Origin of the sequence: Meiothermus hypogaeus (genome assembly GCF_003574035.1) — a bacterium.
GTDB lineage: Bacteria > Deinococcota > Deinococci > Deinococcales > Thermaceae > Meiothermus > Meiothermus hypogaeus.
Genome location: NZ_QWKY01000005.1, coordinates 82,154 through 95,845, shown reverse-complemented (window position 1 = coordinate 95,845; position 13,692 = coordinate 82,154). Strand labels below are relative to the sequence as shown.

Genomic DNA, 13,692 nt, shown 5'->3' with positions numbered 1-13,692 from the left:
AAGGGAGACGCTTTCTTCGCCGACCGACAGTGAAGGGCCATCGGCCCCCGGCTAGCGCCGGTACTCAAGGGAGGGGTGTGCTCTAGGATTCAAAAAGACAACCTATGGGTTTTTTGGTTTTGTGAACTGTCTTTTTGAATCCGGTATCGGGTAGCGCTGGCGCTCGAGGGGGTTGGTCAGCAGGTTGGGCGCTACTACCAGCGTGTCCAGGTCAATCTCCAGGCTGAAGTCGCCCCAGCAAGGTAATCCCGGTATCCTATCCCCATGCGCTTCGGCGAGCGGGGTGAATGGTACGTGGTGGGACAGTTTGGCCTGCTGGGCCTGCTGGGGCTGGCTTTGTGGTTCACACCTTCTTTTAGCCCGCCCTGGCTTACCGGGTTGGGGCAGGGGCTGGCCTGGGGGGGGCTCCTGGTGCTGCTCCTGGCGGCGTGGCAACTCGGGCGCAACCTGACCGCCCTGCCCAAGCCCAGGCCCGAGGGCTACCTGGTACAAACAGGGCTCTACCGGGTGGTGCGGCACCCCATCTACTGCGGGGTGCTGCTGTGGGCCATTGGGAGCAGCCTGACGCACCTTAACCCCTGGACGCTGCTGTTGAGCGGGCTTTTGTTCGGTTTGCTCGACCGCAAGGCAGGCCTCGAGGAGCGCTTTCTGGAAGAGCGCTACCCCGACTACCAAAGCTACCGGGGCCGGGTCAAAAAGCTAATCCCCTGGATTTACTAGGGCGCGGTTGGGTGGTGGTTTTGCAGCCAGCCCCAAAGGCGCGGGTCGGTGAAATTGGCGATGCTGAGGAAGGCCCCGGCCTGCTCCAGGGCCTCGGGCCGGTGTCCGGTAGTCAGGGCCACGGCGCGGATACCGGCCCCCACGGCAGACCGCACGCCCGAGGGGGAGTCCTCGAAGGCCAGGGCCTCGTCCGGGCTTAGCCCGAGTAGCTCGAGCGCCCTGCGGTACGGCAGCGGGTCGGGCTTACCGGCGGGCAGCTCTTCCGACAGCACCACGCAGTCGAAACTGAGCTCGAGCCGCTCGAGCATAAACAGGGCATTCACCCTGGGCGCGTTGCTCACCAGCGCCCGCCGTAAACCCCGGTTCTGGGCCCAGTTCCATAGCTCACGCAACCCCGGCAGCGGCCTAACCCCCGCGGCCAGCTCGCGGAAGCGGGCCTCCTTTTGCGTCAAAAAGGTCTCGCCCTCGGCCTCGGAGAGCTGGGGCAGTATGCGCCGCACAATCTCGGGGTTCAGGCCCCCGCTGATCTGGGTCTGGTAGTAGTGGTGGTCGGCCTGGATGCCGTAGCGGGCCAGGCCCTCGAGCCAGGCCTGCTCGTGCAGGCGGTCGGTGTCGGCCAGGGTGCCGTCCAGGTCAAATAACAGGGCTTTGAGTTTCACTCTTTCTCCAGAGCAGGTAGGTCATGGCGGCCATCCAGCCCACCACCAGCAGCATACCCGGGGCCAGGGCCTCCCGGGGCAGCAGGGCAAAAGCCGCCGGAACCAGGTTGCTTCCCACTGCCGCGGCGTAGAACAAAAAAGCCAGCCCCCCGTAGCCAATGGTGCGCTCGGTAAAGGCATACAGGGTGGGAAAGGTGGGGGCTACCCAGAACCCCACCAGCGGAAAGAGCCAGGCCAAAGGAGGCACCAGGTAGCACAGCGCCACCAGCACCGCCCCCAGCTGCAGCCCAACCAGCCGGGCCAGGGGTCTGGCCGCTACAAAATCGGCCAGCAACCAGCGCCCCAGGGTGAGGGCCACCCAGTACAACGAGAGCAGCACCCCCAGCCAGCGGGGGTCGTAGCCCAGGTGGCGCAGGTAGACCCCGGAGAAGCTCGAGACCACCAGCTCCACCGCCACATACGACACCGCCGCCAGCAGCACGAAGGGCAGCAAACCCCACGACTGCCGGGCCTCGGGGGCCTCGGTGCGCGCTCGAGCCGCCGGCGTTTTCCACAGCAATCCCGCTGCCACCAGGGCCACCAGGGCCAGCACCCCATAGCCCCAGCGCCAGGGCAACCCCACCATCAGCAAAGGGGCCAGCACCGCCCCCACCCCAAACGCGGTGTTGACCCGGTAAAGCACAACCAGTTGGCCTTTGGGGTAGAGCTCGAGCGGAAGCGCATTGCAATGAAAGTTGGCCACCGCCACCCCCAGGCCCATCACCAAGGCAGCCCCAAACACCCCGCCCATCTGGGGGGTCAGGGCAATGAGCAGCAGTCCCAGCCCCTCGGCCAGCAGGGCCAGGGGAAGCCAGGGGTGGCGGCGGCGCATCCGGCTGCCCAAAAAGATACCCAGCAAAGCCCCCACAAAAAAAAGGTTGAAGTACCAGGCCAGCTCCGGGCCCACACCAAACTCGGCCTGCCACTGCGGAATGACCGCCCCCACCGACGCCCCAATGGCCCCGGTCATGAACAGGCCCAGGGCACTGCCCCAGGTAAGGCGCGTGCGGGCCAAAGGATGAATGGGCGGACTCATAAACAGGCAAAAACCCAGGCCGACAACAGCCTGTAGACCCTCAAAACTAAAACCCCCGGCACAGACCGAGGGTTTTCTGGTGACCCCAAGGGGATTCGAACCCCTGCCGCCGCCTTGAAAGGGCGGTGACCTAACCGCTAGTCGATGGGGCCAGTTGGGTTTATCTCGAGGTGCTGCTTGGCGCTTAGGTCAGGGCGCATTGGGTAGCAGCTCTTCAAGATAAATCTGGCTGGGGCACGTGGATTCGAACCACGATTGACGGAGCCAGAATCCGTAGTCCTGCCGTTAGACGATGCCCCAAAACGCGGAGCCTGTTCAAGCAGGCAACGGGTATGGTACTAGATGACCCTGGTTTTGACAAGGGCTTCACTATAATCTTCCACAGGCCTTGTGTGTTTCGGCCCATAAACACCCCTGGAGGGCATAGTTGAACGATACCGAGCAGAAAATTATCGAGGCCCTGTCGCGGGTAATCTCCCCAGTGGCCGCCCACAACCTGCTTAAGCGGGCCCTGCGGGGGCAGTCGCCGGATTTGCTGGGGCCCCGCAGTTGGGCAGAGCTGCTTGAGGGGCCCTTGCAGCGCGAGCTGACCGGCGTGCTCCCGGTAAGCGGCCTGATACCCGACCTGCAAAAGCTGGTGCGGCAACTCAAAGCCCAGACCGCCAGCGTCGAGGTGGTGCGCAACTCCACCCGGCCCACCCTCGAGACCACCGACCTGACCGAGTACGTTGACCTAGAACGCGAGCAAGACCGCCAGGCCCTGGTGCTGGATCTGGCCCGGGGGGAGGGGGTACTGGCGGTGGTGCTGGATTCAGTTCACGGGCAGGAATGTCGGCTGGGAGTGCATAACGATAGCCTGGTGGCCTTGTTGAGTACCGTGCATCGGTTACTTGACCGTAAAGGGAGTTACAAGGTGTTTTACACTGTGTTCGCAGAGGCTCAGCTGGTACTACGCCCGCTTGACCGTGGCTACCTGGCTGTGCTCACACGCAAAGATACCAATCTGGGGCAATTGCTATACCGAATGAGCAAAATCGAAGCCATCCAGGTGGGAGAGCGTTAGTAGGAGGTTATGACGATGAAGCGTTGGTTTGCCATACTCGCTCTGTGGAGCGTGGCCTGGGCCGCCCCGGCTATCACCTTGTACGACCAGCTCGCGCCCACGCTGGATCAGGTGCGTTCGCTGCAAAACAGCAACCCTGCGCGGGCCTTAGAGCTTTTGTCCAAAGCCGAGGACGACTTCCGCAAAGGGGCAGGCGACCTCGCCCCGGTCCTGCGCGACGGGATTTTGCAGTCGCTGTCCGATGCCCGCCAGGCCCTGGCCCGCCGCAGCAACACCGACCTCGAGGCCCGCATCCAGATCATCAAGGCCATTATGGGCAAGGCCCTCTACGACAACTACTTCAGCGCCCTCACAGCCGGCAACAGCGCCGATGCCAGCCGCCTGCTGCCCAAGGTGCTCTCGGCCAGCGGGCTGCCCAATAGCCTGCAAGCCCAGGCCCAGACCCTGGCCGCCGCCAACAACCTCGACGGCCTGCGTCGCCTGTTCGAGCGCACCTACGCCCAGGGCATTACCAACGCCCTCCAGCGGGCCCAGGCCCAGACCAGCGCCGTGCAGGCCTACCTCGAGGCCACCCGGGCCTATGCCCTTTACCTGATTGTGCAGGACTCCCCCCGCGCCCGCGGCCTCACGGCCAAGGGGTTCGTGGATGCCCTGGGCAAGCTCTCCAGCGGCAACCTGAACCTCTTCAAAACCGATGTACAAGGGCTCATCAGCCAGGCCCAGAACTTTCTGAAAGCTGCCTCGGCCCCACAAAGCCAGCGGCGAAGTAACCCCACCACCACTGCCCAAAACCCCCCCGCTGCTGGGGGGGTTCGCCTAGAAGCCCCCCGCACTCCCCCGGCGCCCAGGGAGGTAACCCCGGCCAGGGCCGCAGCAGCCCAACCCCCAGCCAAGCCTGCCGCCCGCCCTGTGGCCCCCGTTACGCCCAAACCTGCCCCTGCGCCACGCCCGGTTCAAGCGGCGGCCCCCATACCCACCGACGCCTACCAGCAGTTGCTGGCCGACCTGCGCTTCCTGATCAGGGATAGCCGCAAAGTGGAGCGGATCGCGGATAGCCTCTCGGGAGCGGGCATCTACAGCATCGACGACTGGAAGCGGGCCTTGCTCGAGGTGCGCGGTCGCCTGCTGGAGGCCCAGGCCCAGGCCGAGACCGGCCAGAGCGACACCGCCCGCCGTACCCTGGCCCAGGTGAATGCCCGTTACAAAACCGCCATTGAACCCTTGGTCGAGGCCCTGCGACCCGAGCTGGCCCAGCGCACCAGCCGGGTCTTTGCCCTGGCCGAAAATGCGGTGGGCCTGCGTACCAGCGACTTTACGGTGCTCTCGGGGGAGTTGCTCGAGAACGGCCTGGCCCTGGAGGGCCAAAGCCTGGGTACCTTCCACGACGTGCAGGTCTGGCTGCTGCAAACCATCCTGGGCATCCCCAGGGCTTTTCTGTTCATCCTGGCGGGGATGCTGGCCTTCTTTCCGCTGTATCTGCTAACCCTCACCTTTGGGGGGCGCAATATGTACTGGCGTTTCCTGGGGCTGGCCTTCTTCTTCCTGCTGCTCCCGGCCATGATGGAAGGTCTTTCTTACATCGGTTCTATTCTTTCCGACTCTCGCTACGGGCGGTTGCCTTTCCTGGGTGTCCTCACCAACCTTTCCATCCAGCAAAACCTGGTAGCGCAGTTGTTCTGGGGACTTACGGTGTTTTTGGTGATTATTTTTGCCACCATTGGCCTGCGGGGCATCGCCGCCCAGTTTGGCCTGCTACAAAACCAGCGCACACCTCTGCGGCGCTCACGCAACCCCACCGTTCCTCAAACCGCAGCCGCCGCTACCGCAGCAAGCACCGCCGCCAAACCCAACCCCGGCCTGACCAGCGAGACCATCGTGGAGTGGGACGAAGAGTTTTAGAGTAAGCCGATAGTCCCAGCACAACAAAACCCCCGGCCCACACCGGGGGTTTGTGCTACCTATCCCCTTTCGGGGCTAAGGTTTTGCGACTGGCGGGTGCGCGTCGCTCGCAGTTGGATGTGTTGTTGTTGCAATCCCCTTTCGGGGCTAAGGTTTTGCGACGCGGTTTTCCCCAGATTGGCGAGCGTGGTACGGGCAGCGCAGTTGCAATCCCCTTTCGGGGCTAAGGTTTTGCGACGAACCCAGCTACCGATGGTCGTGTCCTTAGCCGTTTGGCTAAGTTGCAATCCCCTTTCGGGGCTAAGGTTTTGCGACTCGACGACCACAAGGCAAGGCTCTTTACCACCGCAATCCAGGGTTGCAATCCCCTTTCGGGGCTAAGGTTTTGCGACAAAAGTGCCATTTTACCGCCGAGGAATTGCGCGAAATCCCGTTGCAATCCCCTTTCGGGGCTAAGGTTTTGCGACTCGGCAGAACTGGCCCGTCGCAAAGCCATTTCCTACTCCAGTTGCAATCCCCTTTCGGGGCTAAGGTTTTGCGACAGTAATCCGCCTGCTGGGGCACCAGCCAGCGCCCCTGTTGCAATCCCCTTTCGGGGCTAAGGTTTTGCGACAGCATACCCCGTTAAACCTTGTCCTGTACAGGGGTCTGGAGGGGGGTATTTATGAGAAAAGCGAGTTATCCACAGGTGCCTGTGGATAACTGAGTAGAAAATGGCCGTTTTTGCGATGAATGCTTACAAATCCGCACTTTTGGATTTTTTATAGCGCGGGTTTGCCTTTTTCATCGCACGTTCTGGTTTTCAAGAAGCACCGTCGAAAAGCTCGACATGTGCATTATAGCATTTTGCGCAAAACATAATGGGTCATTTTTGGAAGTTGCTTCCATTGTGTGGCAATGGGCGCTTTTGTGCGCTTTGGGCAACAAGGGGGTGCGGTTGCGACGGGTTTTTTGGGGGTTGGGGGCTGCGTAACGGTTTGCTTAACGCAGGTTAGAGAATCAGGAAGTCGGGGTCTTCGATGATTCGGCCCGTACCCAGTACCTCTACCGTACCCCCAATGGGGTAGATGCGGATGCTGTCCTGGGAGAGCTCCGCTTTCTTTTGCAGTAGCTTCTTTAGTTCGCCAAGTTGGGCCGGGCTCAGCCAGCACTCGAATACCGAAAGCTGCACCCGCTCGCCAAAACTTTTGAGGGTGTTGGCCACCTTAACCCGGCGGCCATCGTCGGGGATGTCGTAGGCAATGGTGAAGAAGCGCGAGTCGGTGGGCATATTATACCGGATTCAAAAAGACAGTTTACAAAACCAAAAACCCCATAGGCTGTCTTTTTGAATCCTAGAGCACTCCCTTCGGTCGGGTTGATTCGTTACCGTTCGGTAACGAATCAACCGAATCTGGTATTATCTCCACAGGTAGAAGGGCGTGTAGGTAGCGCGATCCAGGATGGCCGCCTTGAGCCGGGCAGCCTGGGTCTCGATAAGTTGCTGGTAGGGTTTGCGAAAACCCTTGGGGTGCTGGGCCTCCTGGGCAAAGCGGGTCTCCAGCAGGCGCAGCAAGGTTTTGCGACCAGCATCGTTGAGGTATACCCCGCCATTGCGGGCTTCGCTGTGTTTTTCGGGGGTTAGCTCGGCGCGCAAAAAGGCCCCTACCACCACAGCATCCACCACCGGCACCCGAAACTCCTCCATCAGATCGAAGGCCAGGGCAGGGGCGCGGCGGCCCTCGGCATGCAAAAGGCCCAGCTCGGGGTGCAGGCCCGCCAGGTGCAAGGCCAGCAGGACGCGACCCAAAAGCACCATGTAGCCATACGAAAGTGAAGCGTTCACGGCATCGGTGGGGGGGCGGCGGTTGCGTCCAGAAAAACCATAGGGAGAGAGCACCGCCTGCAAACCGGCAAAGTAGGCCCTAGCAGCGTTGCCCTCCACGCCCCGCAGGGCCTCGAGGTGAGGCGCCTGGGGCAAGGCCATCAAGGCTGCGTGTAGCTCCTGAAGGTACGGCTCGACAGGCACCTGACGGGCCAGGCGCTCCAGCACCGAAAGCCCCGAGCGCAGCTTACCCTCCACAAACCCCCTGGCCAGGGGAAGGTGGGCTTGCTGAGCCTGCATCTGCGCCCGCAGCACTTCGGGGGAATGGCCCAGCGGAGCTATGGCCTGGCCGTAGAGCTGACCGTCCAGGGTAGCGTAGAGCACCGGCACGCCCTGGCGCAGCAAAAAGGCCAGCGCCGGGGTGGTCAGCCGCACGTTGCCCCAGACCACCACCCCCCGCACCTTGCGGGCGGGGAGTTCGGCCAGGATTTGCTCGTCCAGTTCCACCAGCAAGCGGCCCTGGCGTAGGCGCAAGGTGGAGGACTGCTCGGTGAGGTGGAGGGTCATGCAAGAGGGATTGGTTCAAACACCACCTTCGGTAGTTCTCCTTCCCGCTCCAAATCTTCCAGGGCTTGGGCTAAGTTTTTCGCTAGGTTTTCGTTGGGTGGTTCAAAGCCGTGGGCAAAAACCGAGCTATTGCGAGCTTTGGCTAAACCTACAATTTTGTTGGCATTTACAGCCAATGCTGCCTTGTCTCCAAGGGCTCGGAGTAAAAAGAAAGCGGTGGTGAAGTCTACAGCGCTTTTTTGCTCCAACCCCTCATCTGGCTTTGCCCCTGCAGCTTTACGTTCATCTTGGTACCTCTCATCGAGAGCCTCGAGGGTCGTATTGAGCTCAGTGCATAACTTCTCAAAGTCTGGCTTTGCAGTATCGAAGTTCCTGTGCGCAAGTCGGTGTTGAAAAAACAGTTCGAGGGCCCGGTAACGCAGCAGCACAGCTTCGGCGATACGGCCCGCCTTTAGCCTTCGTCCAGCCATAAACTCGAGGGCTGCTAACGTCCAGGCTACCATGATCGGTTCCGCAAGTAGAGCTATACTTCGTTCTTTTCCAGACAGCGTAGCTGTAAGCTGAATAATAGCCTCGAGCCCCTCCTTTTGAGCGCCCATAGCATCGGTGTACTTGGCGAGGGGGCTTTGTTTATATGGATGCCTTTGTAAAAGATTGAGCAGCTCTTCTAGCTTTGTTTTTGCTGGCACAAACTGTGCAGTGTCTATGGATTCATAAGCTTCCGACAAAACCGCCTCGAGGCTGTGTGCCCTACCTTCTCGCTCTGCCGCATGGTTAAAATTCTGTTTTGCTCGCGAGAAATCGCCTTGTGAATACGCTTCTCTAGCACGGTAGTAGAGCCAATCGGGTATTACCTCGCGGGGGTTCTCGAGGCGTTTCAAGAACTCTGTTCCTGCTACCGGGCGGCGAAGCTGATCGTCGTACTCTTCGTTATCTACGTAGTACACATGCGAGGTTCGACCTTCCTCCGCCAGCGAAAAGGCAAACATGGCCAACCCTGCAACCATCGCTTTGGTACCCCCTGTGGGATCAAAAGCGAGAGCTGCACCGGGTGATAGACCATCCACTACTTGACGTACTTGCCTGTAGATGTCCTCTGGGTCACTACGGCTGACCAACACAGTTTTGATTCGATCAACACTCCATCCAAGCTCGGTTTCGATTGTTTTGCACTGCCTCTCTGTGTCTGCAGTATGCAACAGATATACTTTCTCGGCGTTTAAGGCTTTCGCTGATAAGATAACTGGCTCCGGAGTAGTTCCCACAGTATGAAAGGAAGCTGCGTAATCCTGTATACCCTTATCTGTAAAGCCCTCTTTTGTCAGGGGCCAAATCTGGTTTTTATAGAGTTCCTGGGCTTCTTTTGCCTGGGGAGTTAGCTCAACTCGAGGGTTGCTCTGACCCAAAAGGCTCTTATACTTCTCCCAAAGCTCCCGTAAGCGCTCCTTGTTCCGGTTCATCAGACCTCCTTTTTTCTCGTAGTGGGTCAAACCCCCGCACCCGCCCAAACCCCAGGCTGGTCTTGGCCCCCACCCCGGCATAAAAAGCGAACCGCCCCAAAGCCTGCATCCACTGGGCCTCGGTGGGCTTGGCAGCGGGCAGGTGATACACCACCCGGCCCACAAAGCCCACCCCCCGTTCGTCTGAGTTGGGCCGGATAGCCTGGGTGTGGCCCTGGAGGTGGGTAATGGTCGCCCGCTCCCAGGTTTCGGCCAGTTCGGGGGGTACTTTGACCGGGGCAAAGGCGTTCCAGCGCTGGGTGAGCGATTCAAAAACCAGCCTGGGCTCGGGCAGGGGGTAGCTGTTTCCCTTGCGGCGGAAGAAGGTGGGGCTGGCAAAGTGCAGGCCCAGGCTGGCCGAAGCCTGCCCCTGGAAAAGCCGGGAATAGGTGCTCACGCCGGCCCAGGGGTGCTCTTCCTGCAACACAGCCTTAACCCTGAAGGACGCCTTCAACTTGACGCTCTGGCCCACCAGGCCAAACAAGCGGGGCGAGAGCCGGGCATACAGCCCCTCATCCAGAAGGCCAATCCGAACCCACCACTGCCCCTCGGCCCCACCTAGCCCCAGGCTGAAAGGGTTGGACTGAGCCGCGTGCAGTTCGGGGTCTATTTCCTTGAGCATGCCGTACACCAGGCCGCGCCAGCCGTCGGGGTCGGGGCGGGCGGGGCCTTCTAAGGGGAGGACGAGGGCCGCGAGAATCATGACAGGTCGGTCTGGGCGAAGTCGCCCACGCAGGCCAGGGGCAGGCCGCTTACCTTGGCCACCGCGCAGCTCAGGCAGTCGCCAGAGTTGCGGGCCGCGGGGCGGCCCGTGCCAGAGCGCCGGAAGGCCGCGTGGGCTTCGTGGTAATGTTCCTTAGCAAAAGGCACTGCTTCTTGCCGGCGGCGACGCAATAAGTCTTTCAACAGGAGTAGCTCTGTGTCACCCTCCCAACGAATCGGAACTATAGCTGTTTCTGGCAGGGTCGGAGCCCCTACCAAAAGCCGATAAGCGCCGTTGAGCTTGCGCGAAACCTCCTGATAGCCTGACCCGCGGAAGAGAGGGTGCAGCAGCACCAAGCTATCCAGCACCGTCAAACCCCCTCTTCTCTAGCAGGACGGCGGCCCTTGGGCAGTAGGTCTTGCATATCACGCAGAAACTCCTCGATGGCCTCGCCGGGAAGGCGCTCGACCTCGAGGTTTTGGACGGTCAGGGCCATGGGTTTAGTATAGGTTGGCGCAAGCAAGGTTTTAGTAAGGCTCGAGGCGGGCAATGGCCCAGCCCAGAGGGAAGCCGTCTTTGGGGTTGGTGTGGCCAGCGGTCTTACGGGTTTTGGGCTCTTGACCCTCCTCCCCATCGAGCAGGAGCGCCAGCCGGATGGACATGCGCCCGCTGCCAAAGCCAATGCGCAGGGGGAAGGCTTGGGGGTCGGCCTGAAGGCGTTGCTCGAGTTCCTTGTAGGTCTGCAAAGTGGTATTCAAACCGTGTTTCTTTGCAAATTCCTCCTCCCTAGCCGCTACTTCCTGGTAATACTCCCAGCAGGCCTCGGCCAGCGCTTGGGCAGAAATGGCGTGGGAAACCGTGTCCTTGTGCCTTTGCTGGGCCAAACCCGCGTGTAGGCGCAGGGTGGCTCGTAGCTGGGTCTTGCTGCGGAAGGTCTCGGCCAGCAGCACCGTGCCGTCCATGCTGCCTCTGGGGTGGAACACCCCGATGCGGTTGAGCAGCAGGTTGTCGCTGGGTTCACCGTCCCCCACGCGCACCTGCCGGAAGGGGTCGCGGTGGAGGTTTAGCTGTTGGCGGCCTTGGTTGTTGGTATAGGCATAATCCAACACCAACGCCTCAAAACCCTGGGCAACACTGGGGCTTATGTTCTTTGGTGGGTGTATCAGGGGCCACTCCCCACTCGGGGCTTTGGCTCCCCAGCTCCAGGCCTCCTTGTGTTCTACGTCTTGTTTCTGTGTCAGCAGTCGCTTGAACAGCCATGCCGTGCGCAGCGCGCCTTTGATGGACGAACCCGGAAGGTAGGGCCCCCGAGGGCTTCTGGGAAGGGGGCGGAACTCCAGGCCTGCGGCATCCGTAGCGTTCTTGACGGTGTTGATGAACGCCTGGCTGGCCGCTACCCGGCGGAGGGTGGCCGGCGTGGGGTCCAGATGGCCGCTGGCCCACAAAGAGCGCAGGGTCTGTTGGGCCTGCTTGGGGCCTTGGGAAACGGCCTCGAGGTAGTTCTTTTGCTGGGTTTCGCTCAGAAGCTCCAAGAGCCGCCCCGCGTCCAGGATCAGGGCTTCCTTCTTGGTCTCGTCTACCAGGTAACTGTAGGCCGGAAAAGCCTCCCCGGTGCCTACGTGAATGGGGCCCAAGGTCTCGAGTTCTAAGCGGTAGCTCTCCAGAAAGCTCATATCCGCACCCCCAGCGGAAAGGCATACAGGTACTCCCAAATCTTTACCCCGCCCTCCGGAGCGGGCTCAGGGGTCACGTCCAGAAGGCCCGCGGTGGGTTGCTCCCGAAAGACACTGCCCTCTTTGGCCCGCAAATAGGGGCGCTTGAAGGGGGTCTCGGCCTGGGCATAGTGCCCCCCCAGGCGGCCCCAGTAGGTTTCCAGGGCCCAGTACCCCTCACCTTTAGGCAAGGTGGGGGAAAGGGTGACGTAGTGGGTGGGGCTGGGGGCCTCGGGTAAGTCCATCTCCTGGGTATCCACCACCTCAAAGCGCCCCAGGCCCACACTGGCCTTACCACCGTAACCAAAGGTACCAATGTGCGCCAGGGCTTCCGCCAAATAGTCGGCCTCTCGCCGAAGCTGCACGTACACCGTCCATTCCCGCTCGCCCAGCCAGTGCACCCGGTCGGTAAACAGGATGCCCTCCTGGGCGGTGCCGGTAGTACGGTTGATGCCCACTCGGGTCTGGGTGGCGAGGGTCACCATGGGAGCCTTCTTCTCTTTGAGTTCCGGCGATTCCAGCAAGGCTTGCTCGCCTTTCTGAATCACCTGCCCGAAGGTCTCGAGGCTCAGGTAGCGGATACCCTTGAGTGTTTTGCGCCGTTCTGTATCGCTCTCTTGGAGCTGGGGCAGCAGGGGACGGGGCAGATAGCCCCTGGGAAAGGCCGAGGAGATGAGAAAGGGCGGGTCGTGACGGAAGGCCTCGAGCCACTCTATTAGCGCCGCTTCCCCCTGCGTGTAGCGCACCCACCAGGCCAGGTGGCCCCACAGAGTAGGGGCACTGGGCGGGGCGCTGATGCTCCCCAGCGCCAGGTGAAAAGCTTTGACCCTCATTTTTCCTCAACCCGGTAGTCGAGTTCTACCTGCCCATAGCCCCGGCTGATGTAGCCCCCCAGCCCATCGAGTTGCAGAAGCTCGAGGGCCTTTTGTACGTGCTTGAAGTTCTCTCGGTCGGTCTGGCCGCCGTCGCCGGTGTCCATCACCCGGTAGACGATCTCGAAAGCAAACTCGGCCCCAGCAGGCACGCGCTCGGCGGTACGGGGGTTGGCGTTACCCCCGATGCGGGGAATAAAGACTTCCTGCTTGACCTCGGTCAGGTAGCCGCCCCTGGCGGTCATGGACTCCAGGGCTTTCTTGGAGTCTGGGGTCAGGTAGGCGTCGCGCACCAGCAGGCGTGTGGGGCCGCGCTCTTGGGCAATTCGGCGCTGGGACTCGTTACTAGGCGCACTACCAAAGATACGCCCAACCGGATCTTTCGGGTCGTCAGGCACGTAGACATGTTTCTCGGTCGAACGGGAGATGTAGTCCCCCCCCAGATGCCACTCTAGCAAATACCGCATCTTCCCCTTGAGCGAAGAACCGGGAATGTAGGGCTCGTCGGTGAGGGGGTTGCGAATTACCGGGTTGTCCACGTCCCCAATTGCCATCTGGTCTTTGCTCATGCCAATCCGCAGCCCGCTTTTGAGCCGGATGATGCCGTAGATACGCTTATAGCCGAGTAATTTCATTTAGTACCTCCTCCCCTGAGCAGGCCGCTCTGGACTACGGGATGCAGCTTCGCCCCCACGCTCTCCTTCCAGACCGTAGAAATAGGCCAATACTGCCTCCAAAAACAACATGACCACGGCGAAGTGCTTGGAGCTTCTCTTAGCATCTGATAAGAGTTCGTCCATCTTCTCCCGGAACTTGGGAAGCTTTTGCAGAGGACCGCCGTTTGAGCGCCCCCCATAGGCCAACTTTGCCCTCAGCAGCTCGATTTGGGAGGTGAGCCGACTCCAGGCCAGCGCCTCATCGCCCCCAACCTCGCGCTTGTAACGCTCGAAGGTGTCCTCGAGCCTGCGGAACTCGTGGAAATAGTTACGGAACTGGCTCGACTTAAGTTTGTCTTGACCCTGGCCCTCGTTCCTCAGTTCCTGCGCCCAACGTTTGGCCTCCTCGTCAAAAAGCCCCTTCCTGTAAACACCTTTCTCCAGGTTTTCAAAGAACTCCATA

Annotated in this window: 15 protein-coding genes, 2 tRNA genes and 1 CRISPR repeat array; of the genes, 3 read left to right on the top strand and 14 right to left on the bottom strand. The window is 61.0% G+C overall.

Annotation, left to right across the window (positions count from 1 at the left end; translation table 11 throughout):
- Positions 1-264 precede the first annotated feature (264 nt).
- Entirely contained in the window at positions 265-720 is a 456-nt protein-coding gene (locus Mhypo_RS02485; protein WP_119339776.1) for a methyltransferase family protein, read from the top strand.
- On the opposite strand, the gene Mhypo_RS02480 is transcribed toward Mhypo_RS02485, so the two are convergent.
- From Mhypo_RS02480 to Mhypo_RS02465, 4 genes are all read right to left on the bottom strand, one after another.
- The gene (locus tag Mhypo_RS02480) at positions 717-1,379 is read right to left on the bottom strand and encodes an HAD family hydrolase (protein ID WP_119339775.1); all 663 of its coding nucleotides are present in this window, start codon (positions 1,377-1,379) and stop codon (positions 717-719) included. The two genes, Mhypo_RS02485 and Mhypo_RS02480, sit on opposite strands and share 4 nt — an antisense overlap.
- The gene (locus tag Mhypo_RS02475) at positions 1,354-2,454 is read right to left on the bottom strand and encodes an MFS transporter (protein ID WP_119339774.1); all 1,101 of its coding nucleotides are present in this window, start codon (positions 2,452-2,454) and stop codon (positions 1,354-1,356) included. The genes Mhypo_RS02480 and Mhypo_RS02475 overlap by 26 nt, the downstream gene beginning before the upstream one ends.
- Before the next feature lie 77 nt (positions 2,455-2,531).
- A tRNA-Glu gene (locus Mhypo_RS02470) sits at positions 2,532-2,606 on the bottom strand.
- A 74-nt stretch (positions 2,607-2,680) separates the two neighbouring features.
- Positions 2,681-2,754, bottom strand: a tRNA-Gln gene (locus Mhypo_RS02465).
- A 127-nt stretch (positions 2,755-2,881) separates the two neighbouring features.
- On the opposite strand from Mhypo_RS02465, the gene Mhypo_RS02460 reads away from it, so the two are divergent.
- Positions 2,882-3,517 carry a roadblock/LC7 domain-containing protein gene (locus Mhypo_RS02460; protein ID WP_119339773.1) on the top strand — a complete coding sequence of 212 codons (636 nt, stop codon included), beginning with the start codon at positions 2,882-2,884 and terminating at the stop codon, positions 3,515-3,517.
- A 15-nt stretch (positions 3,518-3,532) separates the two neighbouring features.
- On the top strand, positions 3,533-5,416 hold the full coding sequence (locus tag Mhypo_RS02455) for a hypothetical protein (protein ID WP_119339772.1): 1,884 nt from the start codon (positions 3,533-3,535) through the stop codon (positions 5,414-5,416).
- Between the two features lie 55 nt (positions 5,417-5,471).
- A CRISPR array of direct repeats spans positions 5,472-6,029; the repeat unit is 35 nt; unit sequence GTTGCAATCCCCTTTCGGGGCTAAGGTTTTGCGAC.
- A 378-nt stretch (positions 6,030-6,407) separates the two neighbouring features.
- Here the strand turns inward: Mhypo_RS02455 and cas2 are convergent.
- The 10 genes from cas2 to csm2 form a co-directional block, all read right to left on the bottom strand.
- Positions 6,408-6,686, bottom strand: a complete 279-nt coding sequence (gene cas2, locus Mhypo_RS02450) for a CRISPR-associated endonuclease Cas2 (protein WP_119339771.1) — start codon at positions 6,684-6,686, stop codon at positions 6,408-6,410.
- A 129-nt stretch (positions 6,687-6,815) separates the two neighbouring features.
- Entirely contained in the window at positions 6,816-7,787 is a 972-nt protein-coding gene (gene cas1 / locus Mhypo_RS02445; protein ID WP_119339770.1) for a CRISPR-associated endonuclease Cas1, read from the bottom strand.
- Positions 7,784-9,247: a TIGR02710 family CRISPR-associated CARF protein gene (locus Mhypo_RS02440; RefSeq protein ID WP_119339769.1), complete on the bottom strand. Its 1,464-nt coding sequence runs from the start codon at positions 9,245-9,247 to the stop codon at positions 7,784-7,786. The genes cas1 and Mhypo_RS02440 overlap by 4 nt, the downstream gene beginning before the upstream one ends.
- Entirely contained in the window at positions 9,201-9,989 is a 789-nt protein-coding gene (gene cas6 / locus Mhypo_RS02435) for a CRISPR-associated endoribonuclease Cas6 (protein ID WP_119339768.1), read from the bottom strand. The genes Mhypo_RS02440 and cas6 overlap by 47 nt, the downstream gene beginning before the upstream one ends.
- The gene (locus Mhypo_RS02430) at positions 9,986-10,357 is read right to left on the bottom strand and encodes a type II toxin-antitoxin system VapC family toxin (protein ID WP_119339767.1); all 372 of its coding nucleotides are present in this window, start codon (positions 10,355-10,357) and stop codon (positions 9,986-9,988) included. Before Mhypo_RS02430 ends, cas6 begins: the two co-directional genes overlap by 4 nt.
- A gap of 2 nt (positions 10,358-10,359) precedes the next feature.
- On the bottom strand, positions 10,360-10,485 hold the full coding sequence (locus Mhypo_RS18715; protein WP_276309734.1) for a hypothetical protein: 126 nt from the start codon (positions 10,483-10,485) through the stop codon (positions 10,360-10,362).
- A gap of 31 nt (positions 10,486-10,516) precedes the next feature.
- Positions 10,517-11,662 carry a type III-A CRISPR-associated RAMP protein Csm5 gene (csm5, locus tag Mhypo_RS02425; RefSeq protein ID WP_119339766.1) on the bottom strand — a complete coding sequence of 382 codons (1,146 nt, stop codon included), beginning with the start codon at positions 11,660-11,662 and terminating at the stop codon, positions 10,517-10,519.
- On the bottom strand, positions 11,659-12,534 hold the full coding sequence (csm4, locus tag Mhypo_RS02420; protein WP_119339765.1) for a type III-A CRISPR-associated RAMP protein Csm4: 876 nt from the start codon (positions 12,532-12,534) through the stop codon (positions 11,659-11,661). Before csm4 ends, csm5 begins: the two co-directional genes overlap by 4 nt.
- The gene (gene csm3 / locus Mhypo_RS02415) at positions 12,531-13,208 is read right to left on the bottom strand and encodes a type III-A CRISPR-associated RAMP protein Csm3 (RefSeq protein WP_119339764.1); all 678 of its coding nucleotides are present in this window, start codon (positions 13,206-13,208) and stop codon (positions 12,531-12,533) included. Before csm3 ends, csm4 begins: the two co-directional genes overlap by 4 nt.
- On the bottom strand, positions 13,209-13,691 hold the full coding sequence (gene csm2 / locus Mhypo_RS02410; protein WP_119339763.1) for a type III-A CRISPR-associated protein Csm2: 483 nt from the start codon (positions 13,689-13,691) through the stop codon (positions 13,209-13,211).
- Position 13,692 lies beyond the last annotated feature (1 nt).